The 22,742-nt window shown below is 61.4% G+C and carries 22 protein-coding genes; 14 read left to right on the top strand and 8 right to left on the bottom strand.

Going from position 1 to position 22,742, the window contains the following annotated elements; all coding sequences use genetic code 11:
• Window positions 1–90 precede the first annotated feature (90 nt).
• Window positions 91–1,413 carry an urea ABC transporter substrate-binding protein gene (urtA, locus tag AB7951_RS21095; protein ID WP_068733926.1) on the bottom strand — a complete coding sequence of 441 codons (1,323 nt, stop codon included), beginning with the start codon at window positions 1,411–1,413 and terminating at the stop codon, window positions 91–93.
• Between the two features lie 490 nt (window positions 1,414–1,903).
• Between urtA and AB7951_RS21100 the strand changes: the two genes are divergently transcribed.
• The 3 genes from AB7951_RS21100 (at window position 1,904) to AB7951_RS21110 (ending at window position 4,244) form a co-directional block, all read left to right on the top strand.
• Window positions 1,904–3,421, top strand: coding sequence for a DEAD/DEAH box helicase (locus tag AB7951_RS21100; protein WP_120288701.1), 1,518 nt, complete (start codon window positions 1,904–1,906; stop codon window positions 3,419–3,421).
• Between the two features lie 24 nt (window positions 3,422–3,445).
• The gene (gene infA / locus AB7951_RS21105; protein WP_068733922.1) at window positions 3,446–3,724 is read left to right on the top strand and encodes a translation initiation factor IF-1; all 279 of its coding nucleotides are present in this window, start codon (window positions 3,446–3,448) and stop codon (window positions 3,722–3,724) included.
• A 307-nt stretch (window positions 3,725–4,031) separates the two neighbouring features.
• Entirely contained in the window at window positions 4,032–4,244 is a 213-nt protein-coding gene (locus AB7951_RS21110) for a cold-shock protein (RefSeq protein ID WP_011474122.1), read from the top strand.
• Window positions 4,245–4,396: 152 nt separating this feature from the next.
• Here AB7951_RS21110 and AB7951_RS21115 read toward each other — a convergent pair whose 3' ends face one another.
• The 4 genes from AB7951_RS21115 to AB7951_RS21130 all read right to left on the bottom strand — a co-directional run bounded on the left by AB7951_RS21115 (window position 4,397) and on the right by AB7951_RS21130 (window position 8,065).
• The gene (locus AB7951_RS21115; RefSeq protein ID WP_120288700.1) at window positions 4,397–5,008 is read right to left on the bottom strand and encodes a TadE/TadG family type IV pilus assembly protein; all 612 of its coding nucleotides are present in this window, start codon (window positions 5,006–5,008) and stop codon (window positions 4,397–4,399) included.
• Window positions 5,008–5,556: a TadE/TadG family type IV pilus assembly protein gene (locus tag AB7951_RS21120; RefSeq protein ID WP_120288699.1), complete on the bottom strand. Its 549-nt coding sequence runs from the start codon at window positions 5,554–5,556 to the stop codon at window positions 5,008–5,010. The genes AB7951_RS21115 and AB7951_RS21120 overlap by 1 nt, the downstream gene beginning before the upstream one ends.
• A 178-nt stretch (window positions 5,557–5,734) precedes the next feature.
• The gene (locus AB7951_RS21125) at window positions 5,735–6,232 is read right to left on the bottom strand and encodes a pilus assembly protein N-terminal domain-containing protein (protein ID WP_120289175.1); all 498 of its coding nucleotides are present in this window, start codon (window positions 6,230–6,232) and stop codon (window positions 5,735–5,737) included.
• A 1,005-nt stretch (window positions 6,233–7,237) separates the two neighbouring features.
• On the bottom strand, window positions 7,238–8,065 hold the full coding sequence (locus tag AB7951_RS21130) for a sterol desaturase family protein (RefSeq protein ID WP_089263571.1): 828 nt from the start codon (window positions 8,063–8,065) through the stop codon (window positions 7,238–7,240).
• 285 nt (window positions 8,066–8,350) lie between these two features.
• Between AB7951_RS21130 and AB7951_RS21135 the strand changes: the two genes are divergently transcribed.
• From AB7951_RS21135 to AB7951_RS21175, 9 genes are all read left to right on the top strand, one after another.
• A complete protein-coding gene (locus AB7951_RS21135) occupies window positions 8,351–8,515 on the top strand; it encodes a Flp family type IVb pilin (RefSeq protein ID WP_089261533.1) in 165 nt (54 codons plus the stop codon).
• Between the two features lie 303 nt (window positions 8,516–8,818).
• Window positions 8,819–9,343 (top strand): A24 family peptidase, encoded by a 525-nt coding sequence (locus AB7951_RS21140; protein WP_184514019.1) that lies wholly within the window; start codon window positions 8,819–8,821, stop codon window positions 9,341–9,343.
• 121 nt (window positions 9,344–9,464) lie between these two features.
• Window positions 9,465–10,250, top strand: a complete 786-nt coding sequence (gene cpaB / locus AB7951_RS21145; protein ID WP_309947399.1) for a Flp pilus assembly protein CpaB — start codon at window positions 9,465–9,467, stop codon at window positions 10,248–10,250.
• A gap of 17 nt (window positions 10,251–10,267) precedes the next feature.
• Window positions 10,268–11,722 (top strand): type II and III secretion system protein family protein, encoded by a 1,455-nt coding sequence (locus AB7951_RS21150; protein ID WP_309947398.1) that lies wholly within the window; start codon window positions 10,268–10,270, stop codon window positions 11,720–11,722.
• Between the two features lie 23 nt (window positions 11,723–11,745).
• Entirely contained in the window at window positions 11,746–12,480 is a 735-nt protein-coding gene (locus AB7951_RS21155) for a CpaD family pilus assembly protein (protein ID WP_089263573.1), read from the top strand.
• Window positions 12,477–13,745: an AAA family ATPase gene (locus tag AB7951_RS21160; protein ID WP_089261540.1), complete on the top strand. Its 1,269-nt coding sequence runs from the start codon at window positions 12,477–12,479 to the stop codon at window positions 13,743–13,745. The genes AB7951_RS21155 and AB7951_RS21160 overlap by 4 nt, the downstream gene beginning before the upstream one ends.
• A 21-nt stretch (window positions 13,746–13,766) precedes the next feature.
• Window positions 13,767–15,221, top strand: a complete 1,455-nt coding sequence (locus tag AB7951_RS21165; protein WP_439062426.1) for an ATPase, T2SS/T4P/T4SS family — start codon at window positions 13,767–13,769, stop codon at window positions 15,219–15,221.
• A gap of 10 nt (window positions 15,222–15,231) precedes the next feature.
• Window positions 15,232–16,206: a type II secretion system F family protein gene (locus tag AB7951_RS21170; RefSeq protein ID WP_120288695.1), complete on the top strand. Its 975-nt coding sequence runs from the start codon at window positions 15,232–15,234 to the stop codon at window positions 16,204–16,206.
• Window positions 16,207–16,216: 10 nt separating this feature from the next.
• Window positions 16,217–17,191, top strand: coding sequence for a type II secretion system F family protein (locus AB7951_RS21175; protein ID WP_089261544.1), 975 nt, complete (start codon window positions 16,217–16,219; stop codon window positions 17,189–17,191).
• A gap of 54 nt (window positions 17,192–17,245) precedes the next feature.
• On the opposite strand, the gene AB7951_RS21180 is transcribed toward AB7951_RS21175, so the two are convergent.
• On the bottom strand, window positions 17,246–18,049 hold the full coding sequence (locus AB7951_RS21180) for a tetratricopeptide repeat protein (protein ID WP_439062425.1): 804 nt from the start codon (window positions 18,047–18,049) through the stop codon (window positions 17,246–17,248).
• A 173-nt stretch (window positions 18,050–18,222) separates the two neighbouring features.
• Between AB7951_RS21180 and AB7951_RS21185 the strand changes: the two genes are divergently transcribed.
• Window positions 18,223–19,605 (top strand): leucyl aminopeptidase family protein, encoded by a 1,383-nt coding sequence (locus AB7951_RS21185; protein ID WP_439066188.1) that lies wholly within the window; start codon window positions 18,223–18,225, stop codon window positions 19,603–19,605.
• Window positions 19,598–20,449, top strand: a complete 852-nt coding sequence (locus AB7951_RS21190) for a C40 family peptidase (protein WP_439062423.1) — start codon at window positions 19,598–19,600, stop codon at window positions 20,447–20,449. Before AB7951_RS21185 ends, AB7951_RS21190 begins: the two co-directional genes overlap by 8 nt.
• Here AB7951_RS21190 and AB7951_RS21195 read toward each other — a convergent pair.
• Both AB7951_RS21195 and AB7951_RS21200 read right to left on the bottom strand, forming a co-directional pair.
• Window positions 20,433–21,089: an NUDIX domain-containing protein gene (locus AB7951_RS21195; protein WP_439062422.1), complete on the bottom strand. Its 657-nt coding sequence runs from the start codon at window positions 21,087–21,089 to the stop codon at window positions 20,433–20,435. The genes AB7951_RS21190 and AB7951_RS21195 overlap by 17 nt on opposite strands.
• Window positions 21,090–21,095: 6 nt before the next feature.
• Window positions 21,096–22,733: an ABC transporter ATP-binding protein gene (locus AB7951_RS21200; RefSeq protein WP_439062421.1), complete on the bottom strand. Its 1,638-nt coding sequence runs from the start codon at window positions 22,731–22,733 to the stop codon at window positions 21,096–21,098.
• Window positions 22,734–22,742: the final 9 nt, after the last annotated feature.

Consider the following 22,742-nt stretch of genomic DNA (forward strand, 5'->3'; position numbering starts at 1 on the left):
ATTGCGAGGAGCGAAGCGACGAAGCAATCCAGAAGCCGCAAGCAAGAAAGAACTGGATTGCTTCGCTGCGCTCGCAATGACGGAGCTAACTTACGAACCCTGACCGCCGCACTTGTTGGTCTTGGTGTTGAAGTTGCCGCACTTCTTGCCGACCCAGTCGCCAATCAGGTCCTTGGAGCCGTCGAGCTCCTTCGACCATGCATCGCCAGCCACCAGCGCCGGGGTCTTCCAGACCACGTCGAACTGGCCATTGGCCTTGATCTCGCCAATGAACACCGGCTTGGTGATGTGGTGGTTCGGCAGCATCTTCGAGGTACCGCCGGTCAGGTTCTTGGCTTCGATGCCGGGCAGTGCGTCGATGACCTTGTCGGCTTCGATCGACTTGGCCTTCTCGACCGCCTTCACCCACATGTTGAAGCCGATCACGGTGGCTTCCATCGGGTCGTTGGTCACGCGCTTCGGATTCTTGGTGAAGGCCTGCCATTCCTTGATGAACTTCTCGTTCTCAGGATTCTTGATCGACTGGAAGTAGTTCCAGGCCGCGAGATGGCCGAGCAGCGGCTTGGTGTCGATGCCGGCGAGTTCTTCTTCACCCACCGAGAACGCAACCACCGGAATGTCGGTCGCCTTGATGCCCTGGTTGCCGAGTTCCTTGTAGAACGGAACGTTGGCATCGCCGTTGATGGTCGAGACCACGGCGGTCTTCTTGCCGGCCGAGCCGAACTTCTTGATGTCGGCCACGATCGTCTGCCAGTCACTATGACCAAACGGCGTGTAGTTGATCATGATGTCTTCCTGCTTGACGCCTTTCGACTTCAAGTAGGCTTCGAGGATCTTGTTCGTGGTACGCGGATAGACGTAGTCGGTGCCGGCCAGCACCCAGCGCTTCACCTTCTCGTCCTTCATCAGGTAGTCGACAGCCGGGATCGCCTGCTGGTTCGGAGCAGCACCCGTGTAGAACACGTTACGCTCGGACTCTTCGCCCTCGTACTGCACGGGATAGAACAGGATGTTGTTCAGTTCCTTGAACACCGGGAGAACCGACTTGCGCGACACCGAGGTCCAGCAGCCGAACACGACGGCAACCTTGTCCTTGGTGATCAGCTCGCGCGCCTTTTCGGCGAACAGCGGCCAGTTCGATGCCGGATCGACCACCACGGCTTCGAGCTTCTTGCCGTTCACGCCGCCCTTCTTGTTCTGCTGATCGATCATGAACAGCACGGTGTCCTTCAGCGTGGTCTCGGAAATCGCCATGGTGCCCGACAGCGAGTGCAGAACGCCGACCTTGATGGTGTCGTCTGCGGCTTTGGCCGGCGAAAATGCCGACAGGCCCAGAGCCAGACCCGTTGCCGCGGCCATCAGGCTGCGACGCGAGATCGGCTTGGCTATTGCGTGAGTCAAATTGGTAATCATGTGCGGTCTCTCCCTGACGCAGACGAAATCAATGCGGAACGGCCCCACGGCCGGCGCGTTAAGGAGATCGCAAGAAGTGTGCCAGCCCTCGAACACACGTTAAGTGATTGGGATTACTCGCATGTTTCCGATTTTCGGAAAGCGCCGAGGTTTTCTTGTTTATTTATTGTGCAGAAAAATTGATCATGCACACGGCAAACAGCTTAAATAATCGCCAAAAATTGCCTCATGTCTAAATTTCATGCAGCGGTATTTTGTCGCTGGTTTTAACCCTCGCACCGATTGACCTTGAATCCGCCGCCTTGCTGTTCCATATCAATCGAACGACCTAGAGAATCATCAGGTCCTTGCGAGCCGCGTGTTCTGATCCCGTCTTTACTCTGATCTCCTCAGGGCAGTTCGACGGTTTCTGGCTTGCCCCTTCAGCTAACCAGAACTGACGCCCCAAACACGCGGGTGTCCCAGACACACTCGCGCGCTCCCTGGCCCCATGGTCTTTGAATCATGGCCGGGCGCCTGCTTTCACTTTGGAAAGATTAATCTTTTGACCACCTTTCAGGAATTCGGCCTCGCCGATCCCATCACCCGTGCGCTTAAAGAAGAAAACTACACCACCCCGACCCCGATCCAGGCCCAGACCATCCCGATTGCCATCACCGGCAAGGATGTGATCGGTATCGCCCAGACCGGCACCGGCAAGACCGCTTCCTTCGCGCTTCCCATCCTTCACCGCCTGCTCGAGAACCGCATCAAGCCGCAGCCCAAGACCTGCCGCGTGCTGGTGCTGAGCCCGACCCGCGAACTCTCCGGCCAGATCCTCGACTCGTTCAACGCCTATGGGCGCCATATGCACCTCGCATCGGCGCTGGCCATTGGCGGCGTGCCGATGGGCCGTCAGGTCCGTTCGCTGATGCAGGGCGTCGACGTCCTCGTCGCCACCCCGGGCCGCCTGCTCGACCTCGTGCAGAGCAACGGCCTCAAGCTCAACATGGTTGAGTTCCTGGTGCTCGACGAAGCCGACCGCATGCTCGACATGGGCTTCATCAACGACATCCGCAAAGTCGTCGCCAAGCTCCCGGTCAAGCGCCAGACGTTGTTCTTCTCGGCCACCATGCCGAAGGACATCGCCGATCTTGCCGAGGCAATGCTCAAGGATCCGGCCCGCGTTGCGGTGACCCCAGTCGCCTCCACCGTGGAGCGCATCAGCCAGCGGATCATGCTGGTCGATCACTCCGCCAAGCCGACGATCCTCGCCCAGATCCTCAAGACCGAGACGGTTGACCGCGCCCTTGTGTTCACCCGCACCAAGCACGGCGCCGACAAGGTCGTGAAGGGGCTCGAGCGCGCCGGCATCGCCGCCGCCGCGATCCACGGCAACAAGTCGCAGAACCACCGCGAGCGCACGCTGGCCCAGTTCCGCACCGGCGAAATCCGCACCCTGGTGGCCACCGACATCGCCGCCCGCGGCATCGACGTCGACGGCATCACCCATGTGGTGAACTTCGACCTGCCGAATATCCCGGAAACCTATGTCCACCGAATCGGCCGCACGGCCCGTGCCGGACGCGAAGGCATCGCAATCTCGCTTTGCGCGGGCGAGGAAATGGCGTATCTGCGCGATATTGAAAAGCTGATCCGCATTTCGCTTCCGAAGGAAGACCGCCGCACCCCAGGCCGCAACGACGTGGGGCCGTCGCCTTCCCAGAACCGTGGCGGTCAGCGCAACGGTCGCTCCGCCCCGCACGCACCACGCAGCAATGACGGAGCGCCCGGCAAGAACGCGCGCAATCGTCGTCGTCCGCATGGCGGCAACGGGGGCGCATCGCAACCGAACCGCGATCATGGTCGGAACGAGAATGCGAGACACGAGAATGCACGGCATGAGCCGATCTCACGTCCGGCCAACCAGGCTGGAACTGCGACTAAAGAAGGGATGCAGGGCGTTGCCTTCCTGCACCGCGAAAGCCGACCGAATACAACCCCGAACCGCACCCAGCGGCCACGCTAACAGCCGATCGATCTGGAGCTAACAATGGCCAAAGAAGAGCTGATCCAGTTCGAAGGACTGGTGACCGAAATCCTCCCCGATGCACGCTATCGCGTGCAATTGGATGCAGGACACGAAATCGTCGCCTACACCGCCGGCAAGATGAAGAAGAACCGCATCAAGACGCTGGCCGGCGACCGCGTGACCATCGAGATGTCGCCCTACGATCTCGAAAAGGGTCGTCTGATTTTCCGCCACAAGGACGAGCGTCCCGGCGGTCCTCCGCGTGGCGCACCGCCGCGCGGTCAGTTCCGTCGCCGCTAAGCGCATCCCGCGTTTAAACTGTCGACAGTTTAAATCGCAACGACAACCCATCCGCGCATCGGATCACTCGCGATCCCGCGGATGGGTAAGCGTTCCTGACCGTTCGTGCGCAATCAAAAAATCGTGCGCGTCAGGATTGTTTTGAGGGGGCGCTTCCCCTAATATGAGTTAATCGATTTTCGGCCGGACGACATTATCTATCCCCCGGTGCAGCCGGTCTAGACTGACGACCCTTCCAAAAATTCGATGTCACCAGCCCACATCTGTTGCGTGGGCTACACTATATCTTTGAGAAGGGACTACCCCCATGAGCATGGGAACAGTGAAGTGGTTTAACGCGACCAAGGGCTTCGGCTTCATTCAGCCGGACGATGGTGGCAACGACGTGTTCGTTCACATCAGCGCCGTTGAGCGTGCCGGTCTCGGCACCCTGCGTGAAGGCCAGAAGATCAGCTACGAAATCGTTGCTGACCGTCGTTCCGGCAAGTCGTCGGCCGACAATCTCCGCGCCGCAGGCTAAACGATCATTCGCAAGCTTGATGCTTGTGAATTGATCGACTGAATACGAAAAGGCCGCGCCCTTGAGCGCGGCCTTTTTGCTGAAGCATGATCCGAGAAAGTGGACCGACGATCGTTCGCTGCAACTACAAATACGCAGCGCATGATCGCAAGTTACGGCGTGCAGCTCGTCACCATCACGACGCAGGACGTTTGCCGCGGCCGCGTGTACATCGCATCGGACAGCGTGAGCCCGCCCTTCGGCACGACCCAGCCGATTGTCGGCACGTAGGTATAGTTAGCCTCGCCAAGGATCAGATACTGGTTTGCCACATAGTTTCCGTTGGCGTCCTTGACGATTAGATTGGTGGGAACCGATACGACCGTGCCCACGTCCTTCTTTTGGTCGCCGCGACTCCACACAACTTTGGCGGTCTTGCTCGATGGATCGATATAGACTTGGCTGATGGTCGCCTTGAGCTGCGTCTTGTCATAAGGTGTCAGCATCGCATCGGCGATGATGAAGAAGTTCGAGACATCGGTTTCCGCCAGCGTCGTGTAGCGTGACGCCAGGTCGGCCATCCCCTGTGAGATCTGACTGACCTTGCGATCGACGGCAAAACCGTTGGAAACATCCAACATGCCGAAGAACATCAGGAACATCAGCGGCATGATCATCGCGAACTCGACCGCGGATACGCCTCTCGTATCGTCTCGCAACAACAAGGCCCGTCGCCAGGCTGCCAGTGCTGCCATCCGCACGTGCATTGTCCCGATCCCTGCCATCACTGCGGCCCGGTCGCCGCTGTCGCGGCCAGCAGGCGCTTGCTGCTCGTCGTTCCACGACTGATATTGGCGATGTTGTAGCCGAGGCCAGTCACATAAAGCGGCCACTGATAGAAGCCGCGCACGACCACCGTCTTGCTGGTCGGACAGGCCGGCGGCTGGTAGACAAGATTCGTCGACACATAGTTGCCGCTGGCGTCGATCGGATCCGAAATCGTGATCGCTGTGCCGGGATCGTACGAGCGCACATCGATGTCGATCTTGGTGCAATCCATCAGTGTCGATGCGCGCGCGCAGATCGACGTCTTGAAATCGACGGCTGTAGCTGCAGCGGAACACGTATAGACCGACCGCGCGGCATCCTGGACGCCGGTTTCAAGGACCTGCCCCGCCAGAAACACCATGCCGGTTTCCATGATGGCAAAAATCAGCGCGAAGAAGATCGGCGCGATCATCGCGAATTCGACCGCGGCCGAGCCGCTGCTGTTATGGCCGAAGCGGCGCAGGCGCCCGGCGAGCGTCGCCATCGAAATCAGCGGTAGCAGCATCTGCAAGTGCCTCGGTGATAGGAAATAACTACCGCCAAGATGTATCGGAAACAGATTGTTGAAGTGTTTCGCCGGATCGAGACAAGATGGCTCGCTGCGTTAACCCGCCATTAACCATGTGGCAGGACGCTTGCGATGGTGTCCGGCGGGATTGGTCTGACCGACGAAAAGTGGTGGCTTAGTTGCTCCTCGCCCCTATCGTCGCGGCCTGACTGCCGATGGCGCCGGCCTGATCCATCGTCGACTTGAAGAAGGTTTCCCCGTCACCCAGCGTCAAACGCCGCTCGCAATTCGCCGCGCAGCTATAGGTCTCCCGGCTCATACCGCGATAGACCGTCACGACCTTGTCGGTCGGCCCTTCCACCTGAATAACGCGGTCCATCAGCACGGAGCCCTGGCGATCAATGGCAATCACATTGGTGGCGCCATAGCTCTTGCCGGTGATGACAACCATGCCGCCGGCCTGCAGCGTCACATCGGCGATCAAGGGGTTGCCGACCACGATGGTCGCGATCTTCTCGGGAAATTTGACGAGCCTGGCCTGATCGACGCTGACTGCGATCAGATCATTCGCAGGAGCCGCAAAACCGCCCACCGGCAACAGCATGGTCCCTGCCGCCAGAGCACGGGCCACAAACACCGCGCGCATCCGCGCGCGCTTCGACTGAAACGACATCCTGTACTCCGGGACGATACAAGCCGACAAAAGCAGATACGCAGCGGTGCCGGCGCCCGACATGGCAAATGTGCCGTTAATTGATGAAGGAACTGGAAACGGCGGTGGCAGGGTGCATGATGGACGCTGTCCCGGCTTAGGAAGCCTGGATTGACTGGCATTCCGGGGCACTCGAAGGCGGCGAGGCCACTGCAGTGAGAACCTCAACCACTCCACCTGGAGCGGCGGGGAATCTCGACATGTTCAGCGCAAAACAGATCGGGATTCCGGGTTCGCGCACGTAAAGATGCGCGCACGCCCCGGAATGACAGTGTGGGGCGGCAAGACAGCGCCCAAACATTTTTTCCTATCTCCCGTTGACACCATCTCCGTCAGGTTTATATTCCCCATTGTCCTGCCCCACCGAGAGGGGCGATCGCGATCGTCACGTTCGCGGGGTGGGATGCGGTGGACGCCGGAGATGCGGCGTCACGCGGTTCACGGGTGACGTCTGTCTTCGGGCAGGACGGATCTGCGCCAGCACTGCCACTGGCAAGGAGACGGCTGGCCTTGGGATGGAAAGAGCCCTGGACAGTGTGACGGACGACCAAATCAAAACGCGTTCGGCTTACTCGCTTGAGGCTCCCTTCCCATCGCCTTGGGACTTTAATTCGGTGATCGGATCGTTCGCTGAGGCAAAGTGCAAGCAACCGAAAAAACACCGCAGGCGGAACGCTGGGCAATCGCTCGGCGCCTCCGAAAGTCCTGATGCACTCTAACCCTGCGGAAGACCGCATCGCATCAGGCCCAAGGGTGCAACGGGCACCCGGCGTTCCGCACGCCCTCTCACAGGGGCAGGGAATGCAAGAGACGACGGCGCCCCCGCGCCGCAAACAATGAGGGCGATGACGCATGTCTTCAGAGCAGTGGCTGTTTGACAGTTGAATCTGCGATGGCGCGTAGGCGCCAGACGAATCCCTCCCTCAGCGCGGCTACGCCGCTTGGGGGAGGAGCAGGAAGAGCGTGCTACTGCTTGAACGGATAGGCCAGTTGCCCGGTGAATTCGGTCGGCAAAGGCTCGCCGTCGACACCGTAATTATCCGGCAGTTCACCCTTCGGCATGCGGAAGGTCCCGAACATGATGTCCCAGATCGGAAACGTGCCTGCGAAATTGGTGTTGCCGCCGCGCTCCAGCGACGTGTGGTGCCAGCGGTGGAACACCGGCGTCGCCAGCACATATTTAAACGGCCCGAGGGTCCAGTTCAGATTGGCGTGCACGAAAGCCGAGTGGAAGGTCGTGAACGGTCCGACCCACAGCATGATGTTCGGCGAGATACCGGCCATCAATAGCAACACGTCGACCGCGACGGTGCCGAGAAACAGGTTGACCGGATGAAACCGTGCAGCGGAGATCCAGTCGATCTCTTCCGACGAATGATGGATGGCGTGGTACTTCCAGAAGCCGCCGCCGTGATACATCCGGTGCAGCCAGTAGAGCATGAAGTCGGACACCACGAGAAAGAAGATCCCCTGTACCCAGAGCGGCATCTGCGCCAGCGGCCCGTGGCCGTTGTCGTAGAAGGCAATCAGTTCATCGGCATCGTGAATATTGAAGACGACGGCAGCGCCGACCACGAGGAGTCCGATCCGCACGACGCGGGTGATCAGCGGCACGAAGAACCAGTAGACCACGTCGGTCACGATCTCCGTCTTGCGCCACCAGTGCTTGCCGGGATTGCAGGCCCAGAAATGCGTCAGCACCGTAAAGACCACCGCAACAACCAGCGTGATCGGCACCACCTTCATGATGGTCTCGCCGAACATGTTCAGGACTTCCATGGGGAGTATAGTCATCGCGACCTCGTAGGCTCCGGAGGCCAAGAGTTACCGCGGTATGCTTAAGGAGCGATGAAGCGAAAAGGACACGCCTGGTGTCATCACACCCAAGTCATTCCAAAATCGCTTTAAGTAGGTATTTACCGTGCAAAAGAAGAGACAAATGCGACCGACTTTCATCAATCGAATTAACCGCACTGCAATTCCCCACTCCTAGTGTTCCCTCATGGTCACGGTGCTGAGAACGCCGGGGAGACCAGGCATCACGATCGACAGCCACGTGCACATATGGAGTTTTGTATTATGAAGAACCTCGTTTCGCGTTTCATGAAGGATGAGTCCGGCGCCACCGCTATCGAATACGGCCTGATTGCTGCCGGCATCTCGCTGGCCATCATCGCGGTCGTTAACGGCCTCGGCTCGAACCTGAACGGCAAGTTCACCTCGATCAACGGCTCGCTCAAGTAAGCGACTGTTACGAGTGCATCAAAGGCTCCGGTGTCCGGAGCCTTTTTTGTTTCGGGATGCTGCTGAGCCGTCGTCGTCAAAAGTGTAATGCGTATGAGACACCCCGACATTCCCCGCTCCGTCCTGCAGGGACTTCAGATCTCGCTCCGCGACCCCGCCGGCCTGGTCTGCGCCGCATTGATTCTCGCGCTGGTCGCCGTCGCGATTCGGATCGCCAGCGTTTGGTAAATTCTTTCTTGTTGTCCGATTGTTCATTTCTGCTGGCTAGGTTTTCCGTCGTCGCCGTAACGGGCCCTTGAAGCCATGATCCTCGATTTGACGCGCCTCCTGCTGTTCCCGGGCCTGATGGCCTATGCGGCGATCAGCGACCTTTTCACGATGACCATTTCGAACCGTATCTCGCTGCTGCTGGTGGCGGGCTTCGCCGTGCTGGCGATGTTCGGTGGGATGGGTCTTCACGATGCGCTGTCGCATCTCGGCGCGGGGGCGACCGTGCTGGTAGTCGCTTTCGCCTGTTTTGCGTTCGGCTGGATCGGCGGCGGCGATGCCAAGCTCGCCGCAGCTGCGGGACTGTGGTTCGGCTTCGACCATCTCCTGAACTACCTCGTTTACGCCTCGCTGTTCGGCGGCGCGCTCACGTTGCTGCTGCTCCAGTTCCGGCAGTGGCCGCTGCCCTATGCGCTCGGCGGCCAGGCCTGGCTGATGCGTCTGCATCACAAGGAAACCGGCATCCCTTACGGTATTGCCCTCGCCCTCGGCGCACTGCTCGTTTACCCCGACACCGGATGGGTGAAGACGATCGACCTGGCGCGTCTCGCGCTTCACTAAGATCGGAACTTTCTATTAACGCGATTTAGATACCGCTCATTAACCATGCTTTGACGAATAACTGGTCAACTCCCGTTACAGCGGCGGCAGCGTCGCGGCGTAATGTGGAAAGTTGAAGCGTATGAATACCGCACGCATTGTGGTCCTCGCCATTGCACTCGGCGCTGGCAGTGTGGCGCTATATCTTGCGAGCACATCGGACGCACCGCCGCCCCCTCAGGTCGCCGAAGCCCCGACAACTGACGTTCTCGTTGCCAAGGCCGATATCGCGCTCGGTCAGGCGCTCGGTCCCGATGATGTCCAGTGGCAGTCCTGGCCCGCATCAGCGGCGAGCACCAATGTCATCAGCCGTAACAGCCGCCCGGACGCAGCGACGCAAATCGCCGGCTCCATCGCGCGTTCGGCCTTCATTGCCGGCGAACCGATCCGCGAACCGAAACTGGTGCGCGCCAATGGCGCTGGCTTCATGGCCGCGGTTCTGCCGACCGGCATGCGCGCCGTCTCCACCGAAATTTCGCCGGAAACCGGCGCCGGCGGCTTCATCCTGCCAAACGACCGCGTCGACGTGATCCTGTCGAAGCGCGAACGCGGTACGGATCGCAGCGGCATTGAGGTCATCAACTCCGAGATCATCCTGAACAATATCCGCATTCTCGCCATCGATCAGGCGCCCAAGGAAAAGGACGGTCAGAATTCAGTCGTCGGCAAGACCGCAACGCTCGAATTAAAGCCCGAACAGGCCGAGTTGCTCGCCCGCGCGCGGCAGAGCGGCACGATCTCGCTGGCGTTGCGCGCCCTTGTCGACGCTAACGCGCCCGCACCGGTTGAAGATCCCAATGGCGGCAAGCGCGACAGCATTAACATCGTGCGTTACGGCATCCCGTCGACCGCGACCATGACGAAGTGATCAAGAGGACGCAGGCGATGAAGCGCATCACAACAGGCGGATCAATGCGGGCTCTTGCAGCCCGCGCGCTGTCGCTCACCGCCATCACGGCGCTCACGATCAATCCCGTATTGACGCCCGTTTTCGCGGCCGACGCCGCGTCCATGCAAGCCGGCAGCGCCGGCGCCTTGAACGCGAAATTCCTGCCGCTCGGCATCGGCAAGTCGATCGTCATCGACCTGCCGCGCGACATCAAGGATGTGCTGGTCGCCGATCCCAAGATCGCCAACGCCGTCGTGCGTTCGGCACAGCGCGCCTACATCATCGGCGCGACCGTAGGCCAGACCAACATCGTATTCTTCGACGTCAACGGCCAGCAGATCGCCGCTTATGATATCGCCGTCACGCGCGACCTGAACGGTATTCGGGCCGCGCTCAAGCAGACCATGCCCAATACGGATATTCGCATCGAAGGTCTCGGCGATGGCGTGATGCTGTCGGGTACGGCATCGAGTCAGGTCGAAGCGCAGCAGGCCGCGGACCTCGCGGCGCGCCTCGTCGGCGGCATGGACAAGGTCGTGAACAGCATCTCGGTGCGCGGGCGTGATCAGGTCATGCTCAAGGTCACCGTTGCGGAAGTCCAGCGCAACATTGTCAAGCAGCTCGGCGTCGATCTGTCGGCATCGATGAGCTACGGCACGTCCGTCGTCAACTTCAACAATAGCAACCCGTTCACGGCGCGCGGCGGCAGCCTGGTCTCCGATAATGCCCTCAAGGCATCCTTCGGATCGACACCATCCGTCACGGCGACGCTGAAGGCGATGGAAAACGCCGGCGTCATCCGGACGCTTGCCGAGCCCACGCTGACCGCGATCTCCGGCGAGACCGCCAATTTCCTTGCGGGTGGCGAATTCCCGGTCCCCGGCGGCAATACCTGCGATCCCACGACGCGGATCTGCACGACGCAGATCACCTTCAAGAAATTCGGTATTTCGCTGGGCTTTACGCCGGTGGTTCTGAGCGAAGGTCGTATCAGCCTGCGTGTCGGCACCGAAGTTTCCGAGCTATCGCAGGAAAATTCCGTCACGATCAGCGGAACCTCGATCCCGGCGATCAAGGTCAACCGTGCGGACACCACGCTCGAGATTCCGTCCGGCGGTTCGATGGTGATGGCCGGCCTTATCAAGCAGCAGACCAAAGCGGCCATCAGCGGCCTGCCGGGCATGTCGCAATTGCCTGTGCTGGGCACGCTGTTCCGCAGCCGGGATTACGTCAACAACAACACCGAGCTGATGGTCCTGGTAACGCCCTATGTGGTCCGCGCCGTCGCGCAGAAGGATCTCTCGCGTCCGGATGACGGCTTCGTGGATGCATCCGATCCGCAGGCCGATCTGCTCGGCAACGTCAACCGCATCTATGGCGCACCGCACCGCACCGAGCCGACCCAACCGACGCGCAGCTATCGCGGCGTTTTCGGCTTCATCACGGATTGAGACGGGGCAAGTATCCGATGACCATGATCAATCACACAGCGATACACTCTTCGCGCACACGGACCGCCACTGGCGCGCTGCTGTTCCTGGCGCTTGCGCTCGGCGGCTGCAAGACCGTTGCGCAGGACACCACGTCGAGCATACCGGACGATTACCGGCTGCGGCATCCCATCGTTGTCGAAGAACGGGCCAAGACCACCGAGGTCTTCGTCGGCAGCCAGCGCGGCGGCCTGTCGGCCACACAGCGCGCGGATGTCGTATCGCTCGGTCAGGACTGGTTGCGCGAAGGCACCGGCGTCATCACTGCGGAGGTGCCGGTCAATACACCGAACGCACGCGCCGCCAGAGAGTCTTATCGTGAGGTTCATTCGCTCCTGATGGCGATCGGTGTGCCCCAGAACGGCGTCCTGATGCGCAGCTATCAGCCGAGCGATCCGCGTATGTTGCCGACCATCCGCGTCAGCTACCCGCTGATCGCGGCTTCGGCTGGTCCGTGCGGCACCTGGCCCGACGACCTTGCGTCGTCGATCAAGAACAAGGGCTATCTCGCGAACAAGCCATATTACAATCTCGGCTGCGCCCAGCAACGCAATCTCGCCGCCATGGTCGCCAATCCTTCCGACCTGGTTCAGCCGCGCGCCGAAACCCCTGTCTATGCCGGCCGACGTACCGTCGTGCTGGACAAGTATCGCAAGGGTGAGAGCACTGCGACGACCTATCCCGAAGACAAGACCAGAATCAGCAATGTGGGCCAATGATTAGCTACGCGCAGAAAACCGCAGACGAGCAGCCCTCCGCCGCAACACCCGCGGCAGAGGAGCATATTGCGCCGGCACCGCGGGTGTCGGTGCAGGCGTTCTGCGAGACCGTGGAAACCGCTGCCGCTGTGCAGGCCGCCGCCGAGGACAGGCGTCTGGGCAAGGCTCACATCAAGATTCAGATGGGCGGCATGCCTGCGGCCATCGAGGCCTATCGGTCAGCACCGACGCCGAACGTCATTGTTCTCGAGACCGAACCGCGCGGCGACATTCTCGCTGGCCTTGATCAACTGGCGACGGTTTGCGATTCCGGTACCCGCGTGGTGGTGATCGGCAAGGTCAACGATGTCACGCTCTACCGCGAGCTCGTTCGTCGCGGCGTCAGCGACTACGTGATCGCGCCTGTTGCGACTATCGACGTCGTTCGTTCGATCTGCGGACTGTTCTCGGCGCCGGAAGCCAAGGCGGTCGGCCGTATCATTGCCGTAGTCGGCGCCAAGGGCGGCGTCGGCGCGTCCACCATCGCTCACAACGTCGCCTGGGCGATCGCGCGCGATCTGGCGCTGGACTCCGTTGTCGCCGACCTCGATCTTGCCTTTGGAACCGCCGGGCTGGACTACAACCAGGACCCGCCGCAAGGCATCGCCGACGCAGTGTTTTCGCCGGATCGTGTCGACACCGCCTTCATCGACCGTCTGCTGTCGAAGTGCACCGACCATCTCAGCCTGCTGGCTGCCCCCGCCACGCTGGACCGCGTCTACGATTTTGGCGCCGAGGCCTTCGACTCGATCTTTGACACGCTGCGGTCGACAATGCCCTGCATCGTGCTCGACGTGCCGCATCAATGGTCGGGCTGGACCAAGCGGGCACTGATCGGCGCGGACGACATCCTGATCGTTGCAGCACCGGATCTCGCCAACCTGCGCAATACCAAGAACATGTACGATCTGATCAAGGCCTCGCGCCCCAATGATCGCGCACCGCTGTACTGCCTCAATCAGGTCGGCGTTCCAAAGCGGCCCGAAATCAGCGCCAGCGAATTCGCCAAGGCCATCGAGACACCGCCGATCGTCACGATCCCGTTCGATCCGCAGATGTTCGGCTCGGCCGCCAACAACGGCCAGATGATTGCCGAGATTGCCGCCGGCCATCGCACCACCGAACTCTTTTTGCAAATTGCGCAGCGGCTGACGGGCCGCGGTGAGGCCAAGAAGCCACGAGGATCCTTCCTGGGTCCGTTCCTGGAGAAATTGCGGTCGAAGTAATCCGCCGCATGGAGTGTTGTCGTGTTTGGTAAGCGTAGCGGAACAGATACCGATGTCCGGGCCGTCAAGCCCGCCAGCGCGCCGGAGCCTTCTCCCGGCGCGATGGCTGTATCTGCGCCACCGGCTGTGTCATCGCCGCCGCTGTCACCCGCGCGCGCCGCACCTGCCCCCGTCATCGCAGAGCGCCGCTCCGAAAATTACTATCAGGTCAAAGCGACGATTTTCGGCGCCCTGATCGAGGCGATCGACCTCGCGCAGCTCGCCAAGCTCGACGGCGAATCCGCGCGCGAGGAAATCCGCGACATCGTCAACGAGATCATCGCGATCAAGAACATCGTGATGTCCATTGCCGAGCAGGAAGAACTGCTCGACGACATCTGCAACGACGTGCTCGGTTACGGGCCGCTCGAGCCGCTTCTGGCGCGCGACGACATCGCCGACATCATGGTCAATGGCGCCGGCACGGTGTTCATCGAAGTCGCCGGCAAGATCCAGAAGACCGGCATCCGCTTCCGCGACAATCAGCAGTTGCTGAATATCTGCCAGCGCATCGTCAGCCAGGTCGGCCGCCGCGTCGATGAATCCTCACCGATCTGCGACGCTCGTCTTGCCGACGGCTCGCGCGTCAACGCCATCGTGCCGCCGCTGGCCATCGATGGTCCTGCGCTGACGATTCGTAAGTTCAAGAAGGACAAGCTGACGCTCGAGCAGCTGGTCAAATTCGGCGCGATCTCGCCGGACGGCGCCCAGATCCTTCAGATCATCGGCCGCTGCCGCGCCAACGTGCTGATCTCCGGCGGTACCGGTTCGGGCAAGACCACGCTGCTGAACTGTCTCACCAACTATATCGACGACGACGAGCGCATCATCACCTGCGAAGACGCCGCTGAACTTCAGCTGCAGCAGCCCCACGTGGTTCGGCTCGAAACCCGGCCGCCGAACATCGAGGGCGAAGGCCAGGTCACGATGCGCGAACTGGTGCGTAACTGTCTGCGTATGCGTCCGGAGCGGATCATCGTCGGCGAAGTCCGCGGACCCGAGGCATTCGACCTTTTGCAGGCGATGAATACCGGCCATGACGGCTCGATGGGCACCCTCCACGCCAACAATCCGCGTGAAGCGCTGTCGCGCTGCGAATCCATGATCACCATGGGTGGCTTCTCGCTGCCCTCGCGCACCATTCGCGAAATGATCTGCGCGTCGATCGACGTCATCGTACAGGCCGCCCGTCTGCGCGACGGTTCGCGCCGCATCACGCACATCACCGAGGTGATGGGCATGGAAGGCGACACCATCATTACGCAGGACCTGTTCGTCTACGACATGGTCGGTGAAGACGCCAACGGCAACATCATCGGACGGCACCGCTCGACCGGCATTGGCCGCCCGCGGTTCTGGGATCGTGCCCGCTATTACGGCGAGGAGAAGCGGCTCGCGGCGGCGCTCGATGCTGCCGAAGTCATAGCGCCGAACTGAGGAGCGAATGATGAACATGCAGGCGCTCGCATTGGCATTCATGGCCAGCATCGCTGTCGGCGGTCTGGCCTGGGTTTTTCTCTATCCGCTGTTGTCCGGCGAGAAGAAGGCCGAAACCCGCCGTGCATCGGTCGCGCGGACGGAGCCCGTGGCGCGCCAGGTCGACAGAAACCAGCGGTCCCGGCGCGAGCAGGTCGAAGGATCTCTCAAGGAAGTCGAAGCACGTCTCCAGAAGGAAAAGAAGATCCCGCTCGGAATCCGGATCGCGCAGGCCGGCCTCGACTGGAGCGACCAGAAATTCATGGTGATCTCCGGCATTCTGGGAGGCGGAAGCTTCCTAATGACCATGATGTTTGGCGGCGGTCTGCTCGCGGCCGCCGGTCTCGGATTCGCCGCCGGCTTCGGTCTTCCGCGCTGGATCCTAAGCTTTCTCAAGAAGCGGCGCGAAGCCGCCTTCCTCAAAGCGCTTCCAGATGCCGTCGACGTCATCGTTCGCGGTATCAAGGCCGGTCTGCCGCTATTCGACTCGATCAAGGTTGTCGCCGCCGACGCGTCGGAACCCCTACGCAGCGAATTTCTTGCCATCATCGAAACTCAGACCATAGGTATGCCGCTCGGCGAGGCTTGCGCGCGGCTCTATGAGCGCATGCCGCTTCCGGAAGCCAACTTCTTCGGCATCGTCATCGCGATCCAGCAAAAATCGGGCGGCAACCTCTCGGAAGCTCTCGGCAACCTCTCCAAGGTGCTGCGCGACCGCAAGAAGATGGCCGAGAAAATCCAGGCCATGTCGATGGAAGCCAAGGCGTCCGCCGGCATCATCGGCTCGCTGCCGCCGATCGTGATGTTGCTCGTCTATCTCAGCACGCCTGAATATATTTCGCTGCTGTGGACCCATCCGACAGGCCGCCTGATGCTGGCGGCCTGCGTGGTCTGGATGTCCTGCGGCATCTACGTCATGAAGCGCATGATCAACTTCGACTTCTGATGGTGCTGGCATGCTCGATCTCCTGATAGCAAAGCTTCACGACATCCGTTTCATGACGATGCTGCTTGCCGCGATCGCGGTTGCAGCAACAGCCTACAGCCTGCTTACGCCGTTGTTCGCCGGCGACGGTCTCGCCAAGCGGATGAAAGCGGTCGCCAGCGAGCGGGAGCGGCTGCGGCAGCGCGAGCGGGACCGCATGGCCAAAGGCGAGAGAGTGTCGCTGCGCCAGACGCCGAAGCAACTCGTCTCCAAGGTTGTGACCGACTTCAACCTCAGCAAATGGCTGGCGCAGGAAGCCGCACTCGACAAGCTGGTCATGGCCGGCTATCGCGGCCAAGCGCCTTATATCACCTTCCTGTTCTTCCGCGCCGTCACGCCGATCGTGTTCCTCGTCTTCGCGATCCTCTATGTGTTCGTCATCTCGCGCATGGAACAGTCGATGCCCATCAAGATCGGCATGTGCCTCGGTGCCGCCTATCTTGGCCTGCAGGCGCCGATGATCTTTCTCAAGAATGCAATCACCAAACGCCAGCTTTCGATCCGCCGCGCATTTCCGGACGCTCTCGATCTGCTGCTGATCTGTATCGAATCCGGCATGTCCATCGAAGTCGCGTTTCGCCGCGTGTCCATCGAGATCGGAACGCAGTCGGTGGCGCTGGCCGAGGAATTCACACTGACCACGGCCGAACTGTCCTATCTGCAGGATCGCAAGGTTGCATATGAGAACCTCGCAAAGCGTACCGGATTGGAGGGCGTCAAATCAGTCTGTCTGGCGCTAATGCAGTCGGAACGCTACGGCACTCCGCTCGGTCAGAGCCTTCGCGTGATGGCGCAGGAAAACCGCGACATGCGCATGAACGAAGCCGAGAAGAAGGCCGCCGCACTACCGCCGAAGCTGACGGTGCCGATGATCCTGTTCTTCCTGCCGGTTCTGTTCGTCGTCATTCTCGGCCCAACGGGCATCAAGGTCGCAGCGATGCAGTGAGGCCGGTGAGCTTGGCCTTGCTCAACGTCATTGCGAAATTTGACCTGCGAGAAATTACGACCGACGCGGTGCGTCGTCGTCCCGGGCGCCCAGGCGGGGCTGCCCTTTACTGCTCAGCATCTGCTTGAGATAGGCGACATTCGCCGCTGCTTCGTCTGGGGGCAGGTCAGCCCTCACGATGGATTCCGCTTCACCGAACCGGCCCTGCAGGCCAACCACGAGACCGAGATTCTGGCGGACGCGCGGATCGACATTGCCGCGGCCCTGCGCGCGGCGCAGCGTCGCCTCGGCCTGCGGCAGATCCTTCGAGAGCATGTAGGACAGACCGAGATTGGAGAGCACGGACGGCTCCTCCGGCCTGATCTTCAGAGCGCTGTCGTAGTAACGGCGGGCTTCGTCATGCCTCCCCATCTGGTCAAGGACGGCGCCTTGTGCCGACAGGATACGCCAGTCCGGATTGGCCGGGCTATGCGCGGTGGTCAGCACATCAAAAGCGCGCTGGAAGCTGCCGGCGTCGGCTAGCGCGCGGCCGTAGCCTGCCAGCAGCGGCCTGTTGCCGGGATTCGTCAGCGTCGCCTGTTCGAACACCGAAACGGCCTGGGCCCGCTGGCCGTTGGCCCGGAGCGCCTGGCCGTAACGCAGGGCAGCGTCAGCATCCTTGGGATTGGCGCGATAGCGTTCGCCATAGACTTCGGCAGCACGCGCGGGATCGGCATCGCTTGGTGCTTCCGCCCGAGCGCCAAGGGAACCGGTGATATCGGACATGCCCGCGGTCTTGCAGCCGGCAAGGCCTGCGGCCAGGATCGCGGTCACCGCCGCGGTCGTCAAAAGCCGGGCAAGACAAGGGGGCTGACGCATGACAGGTTGACTCAACAATGGAGCGAACGGGCGGGCCGGACGCCTTCAGCAATAGAGTGTTAACCCTAATGGCTGGTTAATCGGTGCAGACCGCGCCATATCCTCCCATACCGTCGCTTGACGCCCTTTGTGCTTCGGGTGTCATTGCCGCTCCCTTTCGCGAGATTCCGCATATGCATTCCGCCTTCGAGACCGCTGCCGCCGCATCCGCCATACCGATCACCTTCGCGACCAAGACGACCTGGCCCGAAATCAGCGCGGCACTCCCCGCGCGGGCGAGAGCTTTCGCCGCGGCCAACGGTTTTGCGGCGAAACCCGGCGCTTGGCTGGCGTTGCCGACGGAAGATGGCGCAATCGCCCAGGTCATCTTCGGGCTGGAAGACGACGGCGCGACCTTCCGCGACCTGTTCCGCCCGGGGCAATTGCCCGGCCTGCTGCCGCCGGGCACCTACCGTTTCGCCAACGCCCCCCACGACACCCGCCTCGCCGTACTGGCTTTTGCGCTCGGCAGCTATCGTTTCGGCCGTTATCGCAAGAATGATGAGCCCAAGGCGAAGCTGGTGCCGCCGGATGGCATCGATGTCGCCGATATCAGTCGCATGGCCGAGGCCGCAGCACTGGCACGCGATCTCATCAATACGCCGTCGAACGATATGGGACCGGAAGAACTCGCCGCGGCCGCAAAGAATCTCGCCACGCGTTTTGGCGCAGAGTTCAACTGCATCATCGGCGACGATCTCGTGCAACGGAATTTCCCACTGATCCACGCCGTGGGCATGGCCTCGACACGTGCGCCACGACTGATCGATTTCTCCTGGGGTGATCCGTCGCATCCCAAAGTGACGCTGGTCGGCAAGGGCGTCTGCTTCGACACCGGCGGTCTCGATCTCAAGCCATCGAGCGGCATGCTGATCATGAAGAAGGATATGGGCGGTGCGGCTAATGTTCTCGCGCTGGCGCTGATGGTAATGGACGCCAAGCTGAAAGTGCGGTTGCGCGTGCTGATCCCTGCTGTCGAGAACGCCGTAGCCGGCAATGCCTTTCGTCCGCTCGATATTTTCAAATCGCGCAAGGGTCCGACGGTCGAAATCGGAAATACAGACGCCGAAGGTCGCCTGGTGCTGGCCGATGCGCTGGCCTATGCCGATGAGGAGAAGCCGGACCTGCTGGTCGATCTGGGCACGCTGACCGGCGCTGCACGCGTAGCGCTCGGACCCGATCTGCCGCCCTACTACACCAATGACGAGACGCTCGCACTGGACATCGCGCGCTGTGCGAAGGAGCAGAACGATCCGCTCTGGCGACTGCCGCTTTGGGCTCCCTACGATGCCTGGCTCGACTCCAAGGTCGCCAATATCAACAACGCGCCCTCCGGTGGCTTTGCCGGCTCAATCACATGCGCGCTATTCCTGCAGCGTTTCGTCGAAGCTGCGAAGAGCTGGCTGCATGTTGATATCTATGGCTGGACGCCATCGGCGAAGCCAGCGCGCCCCGAAGGTGGCGAATGCCAGGCTGCACGTGCAATCTATCAGCTATTGAGCCAGCGCTATGGATAAACGAGATCCCCGGCTCACGCCTGCGCGACCTGACGTGGCCGCGCGATATCTTGAAGGTCAGGTCGAGGCCGCACGTTTCGTCGACGGCGAAGAATTCGAGGTTGCCGATGGCGTCGCCTCTATGCGGCTCCAACCATTCTCCGGCGCAGAAATGAATACGCAGGCCTTGAAGGGCGAGCGCTTCACCATCTACGATCGCAACGACGAAGGCTGGGCCTGGGGCCAACTCAATGGCGACGGCTATGTCGGCTGGCTTTCGGATCTCGCACTCTATCCACCCGGGCCGACGCCAACACACAAAGTGACCGCGCTCCGGACGTTCCTTTTCCCTGGGCCCTCCATCAAGCTGCCGCCGACAGATACGCTGCCGCTCGGCGCGCGCCTGGCCATCGTCAAGATGACCGACGCGTTTGCGATGACGAATGCCGGACATTGTGTACCGCGGCGGCATGTCGCGGAGATCGATGCGTTCGAAAACGATTTCGTTGCGGTCGCCGAGCACTTCGTCGGCACGCCCTATCTCTGGGGCGGCAAAAGCAGCCTCGGTATCGATTGCTCCGGGCTGGTGCAAATCGCCCTGACCGCCGCGGGAACCGGATGCCCCCGCGACAGCGACATGCAGGAGAGCGGCCTCGGCCGCGCCTTGACAGACGCCGAGATGCGGCATCTGAAGCGCGGCGACCTGATCTTCTGGAAGGGCCACGTCGCCATCGCCCGCGATGCCGACACGATCGTGCATGCCAATGCGCATCACATGGCAACGGCCATCGAGGACACGAAAGACGCCATTGCGCGGATCAGGGCGGCCGGCAGCAATGTCACGAGCATCAAACGGCTGGACTAGGCACCGCGCGCTCGTAGTAGTCCTGCAGTCGGTCACGATGTAGCGCCAACCACTGTAGGGCACTCACCATTAGGCCATTGTGAATTACACCGCTATCCAGCGCCGCGATCGCGTCGTGGATGGAGACCACGAAGGGCCGCGTATCCTCAGTCTCTCCGACGAGGCCGCCCCGAACAGACACTTTGCTGCTGTCGACGAAGCCGAGAAAGAACGTGATATATTCGTCGGTGCAGCCTGGCGTCGGCAGCACGCTATAGAGTTCAAACAAACGCTGCGGCGTTACGCCGATCTCTTCCGCGCATTCTCGCGCAGCGGCGGCGAGCGGCGTTTCATCGCCATCGATCCGCCCGGCGACGATCTCGACCATCTCGCCACGCCCCGTGGCCAGATGCGCCGGCAAACGGAACTGGTGGATCAGTACGATCTTGCCGCGCTCCAGATCGATGGGAATTACTGCTGCCACCTTGCTCGCACGCAGCACGTCGCGCTGCTGCCGCAACGTCTCATCGTCCGCGCGAATGATCGCGATGTCGTACCGTTCGTAGGTCATGAAGCCGCGTCCGACCACCGTCGGGGCCGAGACAGCGACATCGGCAGCACGGTCCGTAATGGTGGGACGGTGATCGTTGTCTTTCGTCATCGTGTCCTACTGCGCAGCATCCCCGCCCGGTGCCGTTTCGATCCTGAACGCTGCGGCAAACAGCGCGCGGGTGTAATCGCTCTTCGGGTTCTTGAACAGCTCGGCCGCCGGCCCTTCCTCGACCACCTTGCCATGGCGCATCACGATGAGATGGCTGGCCAGTGACGCGACCACGCGCAGGTCATGCGAGATGAACAGATAAGTGAGATCGCGCTTGCGCTGCAGCTCGCGCAGGAGATCGACCATCTGCGCCTGGAACAGCATGTCGAGCGCGCTGGTCGGCTCGTCCAGCACAACGAAGCTCGGCTCCAGCACGGCTGCGCGCGCGATGCTGATGCGTTGGCGCTGGCCGCCGGAGAACTCATGCGGATAGCGGAACCGGGTCTTCGGATCGAGACCGACATCCTGCAGCGCCTTGACGACGCGCGTCTCACGATCCTCCGGCGAAAGAGAAGGCTGATGCACGCTGAGCCCCTCGGCGACGATATCTCCGACTGACATACGCGGCGACAGCGCCCCGAACGGATCCTGAAACACGATCTGCATGTCGCGCCGGATCGGCCGCATGTCCTTGAACTGCAAACCCTGAATGTCCTTGCTGAGGAACACGATCGGCCCCTGCGAGGAAATCAGCCGCAGCAGCGCGAGCCCTAACGTCGTCTTGCCCGAGCCGGACTCACCGACGACGCCCAGCGTCTCGCCCTGCCGCACTTGCAGGCTGACGCCGTCCACCGCTTTTACGTGGCCCACCGTCTTGCGCAGCAAGCCTCGCTTAATCGGGAACCAGACCTTGAGACCGTCCGCCGACATCACCACCGGCGCTTCCGGCCGTGGCGGCGCAGGATCAGGCTTCGGCTCGGCTGCGAGCAGCGCCTTGGTGTAGGCATGCTGCGGCGACGTGAACACCTGCTCCACCGGCCCCTGCTCGACGATCTTGCCATTGTTCATGACGCAGACGGTGTCGGCGATACGGCGGACAATGCCAAGATCGTGGGTGATGAAGAGGAGGCTCATGCCGAGCCGCTGACGAATATCGGCCAGCAGAGCGAGGATCTGCGCCTGCACCGTGACGTCCAGCGCCGTGGTCGGTTCGTCGGCGATCAGCAGATCGGGCTCGTTCGCGAGCGCCATCGCGATCATGACGCGCTGGCGCTGACCGCCAGACAGCTGATGCGGATAGCTGGCGAGACGCGTTTCCGGATCGGGAATGCCGACTTGCGTCAGCAATTCCAGCGTTCGTTCGCGCGGCTTGCTGCCGCGAATGCCGTTATGGAGTTGCAGTATCTCGCCGATCTGCGCACCGATCGTGTGCAGCGGGTTCAGCGAGGTCATCGGCTCCTGGAAGATGATGGAAATATCGTTGCCGCGGATGCCGCGGATCTCGCGCTCCGACATGCTCAGGAGCTCGTGGCCCTTGAAACGGATATGGCCGGACGGATGTGATGCCGTCGGATAGGGCAGCAGCCGCAAGATCGACATGGCGCTTACGGATTTGCCCGAGCCGGACTCGCCCACAAGCGCAACGCACTCGCCCCGTTTTATCTCGAACGACACCCTGTCGACCGCGACCGATGTATTGCCGCCATGGTGGAATGCGACCGAGAGATCGCGCACATCGAGCAGCGGCTGGTTGATGGCATCCATGCTGCGGCC

The organism is Tardiphaga sp. 285_C5_N1_2 (genome assembly GCF_052076065.1).
GTDB lineage: Bacteria > Pseudomonadota > Alphaproteobacteria > Rhizobiales > Xanthobacteraceae > Tardiphaga > Tardiphaga robiniae.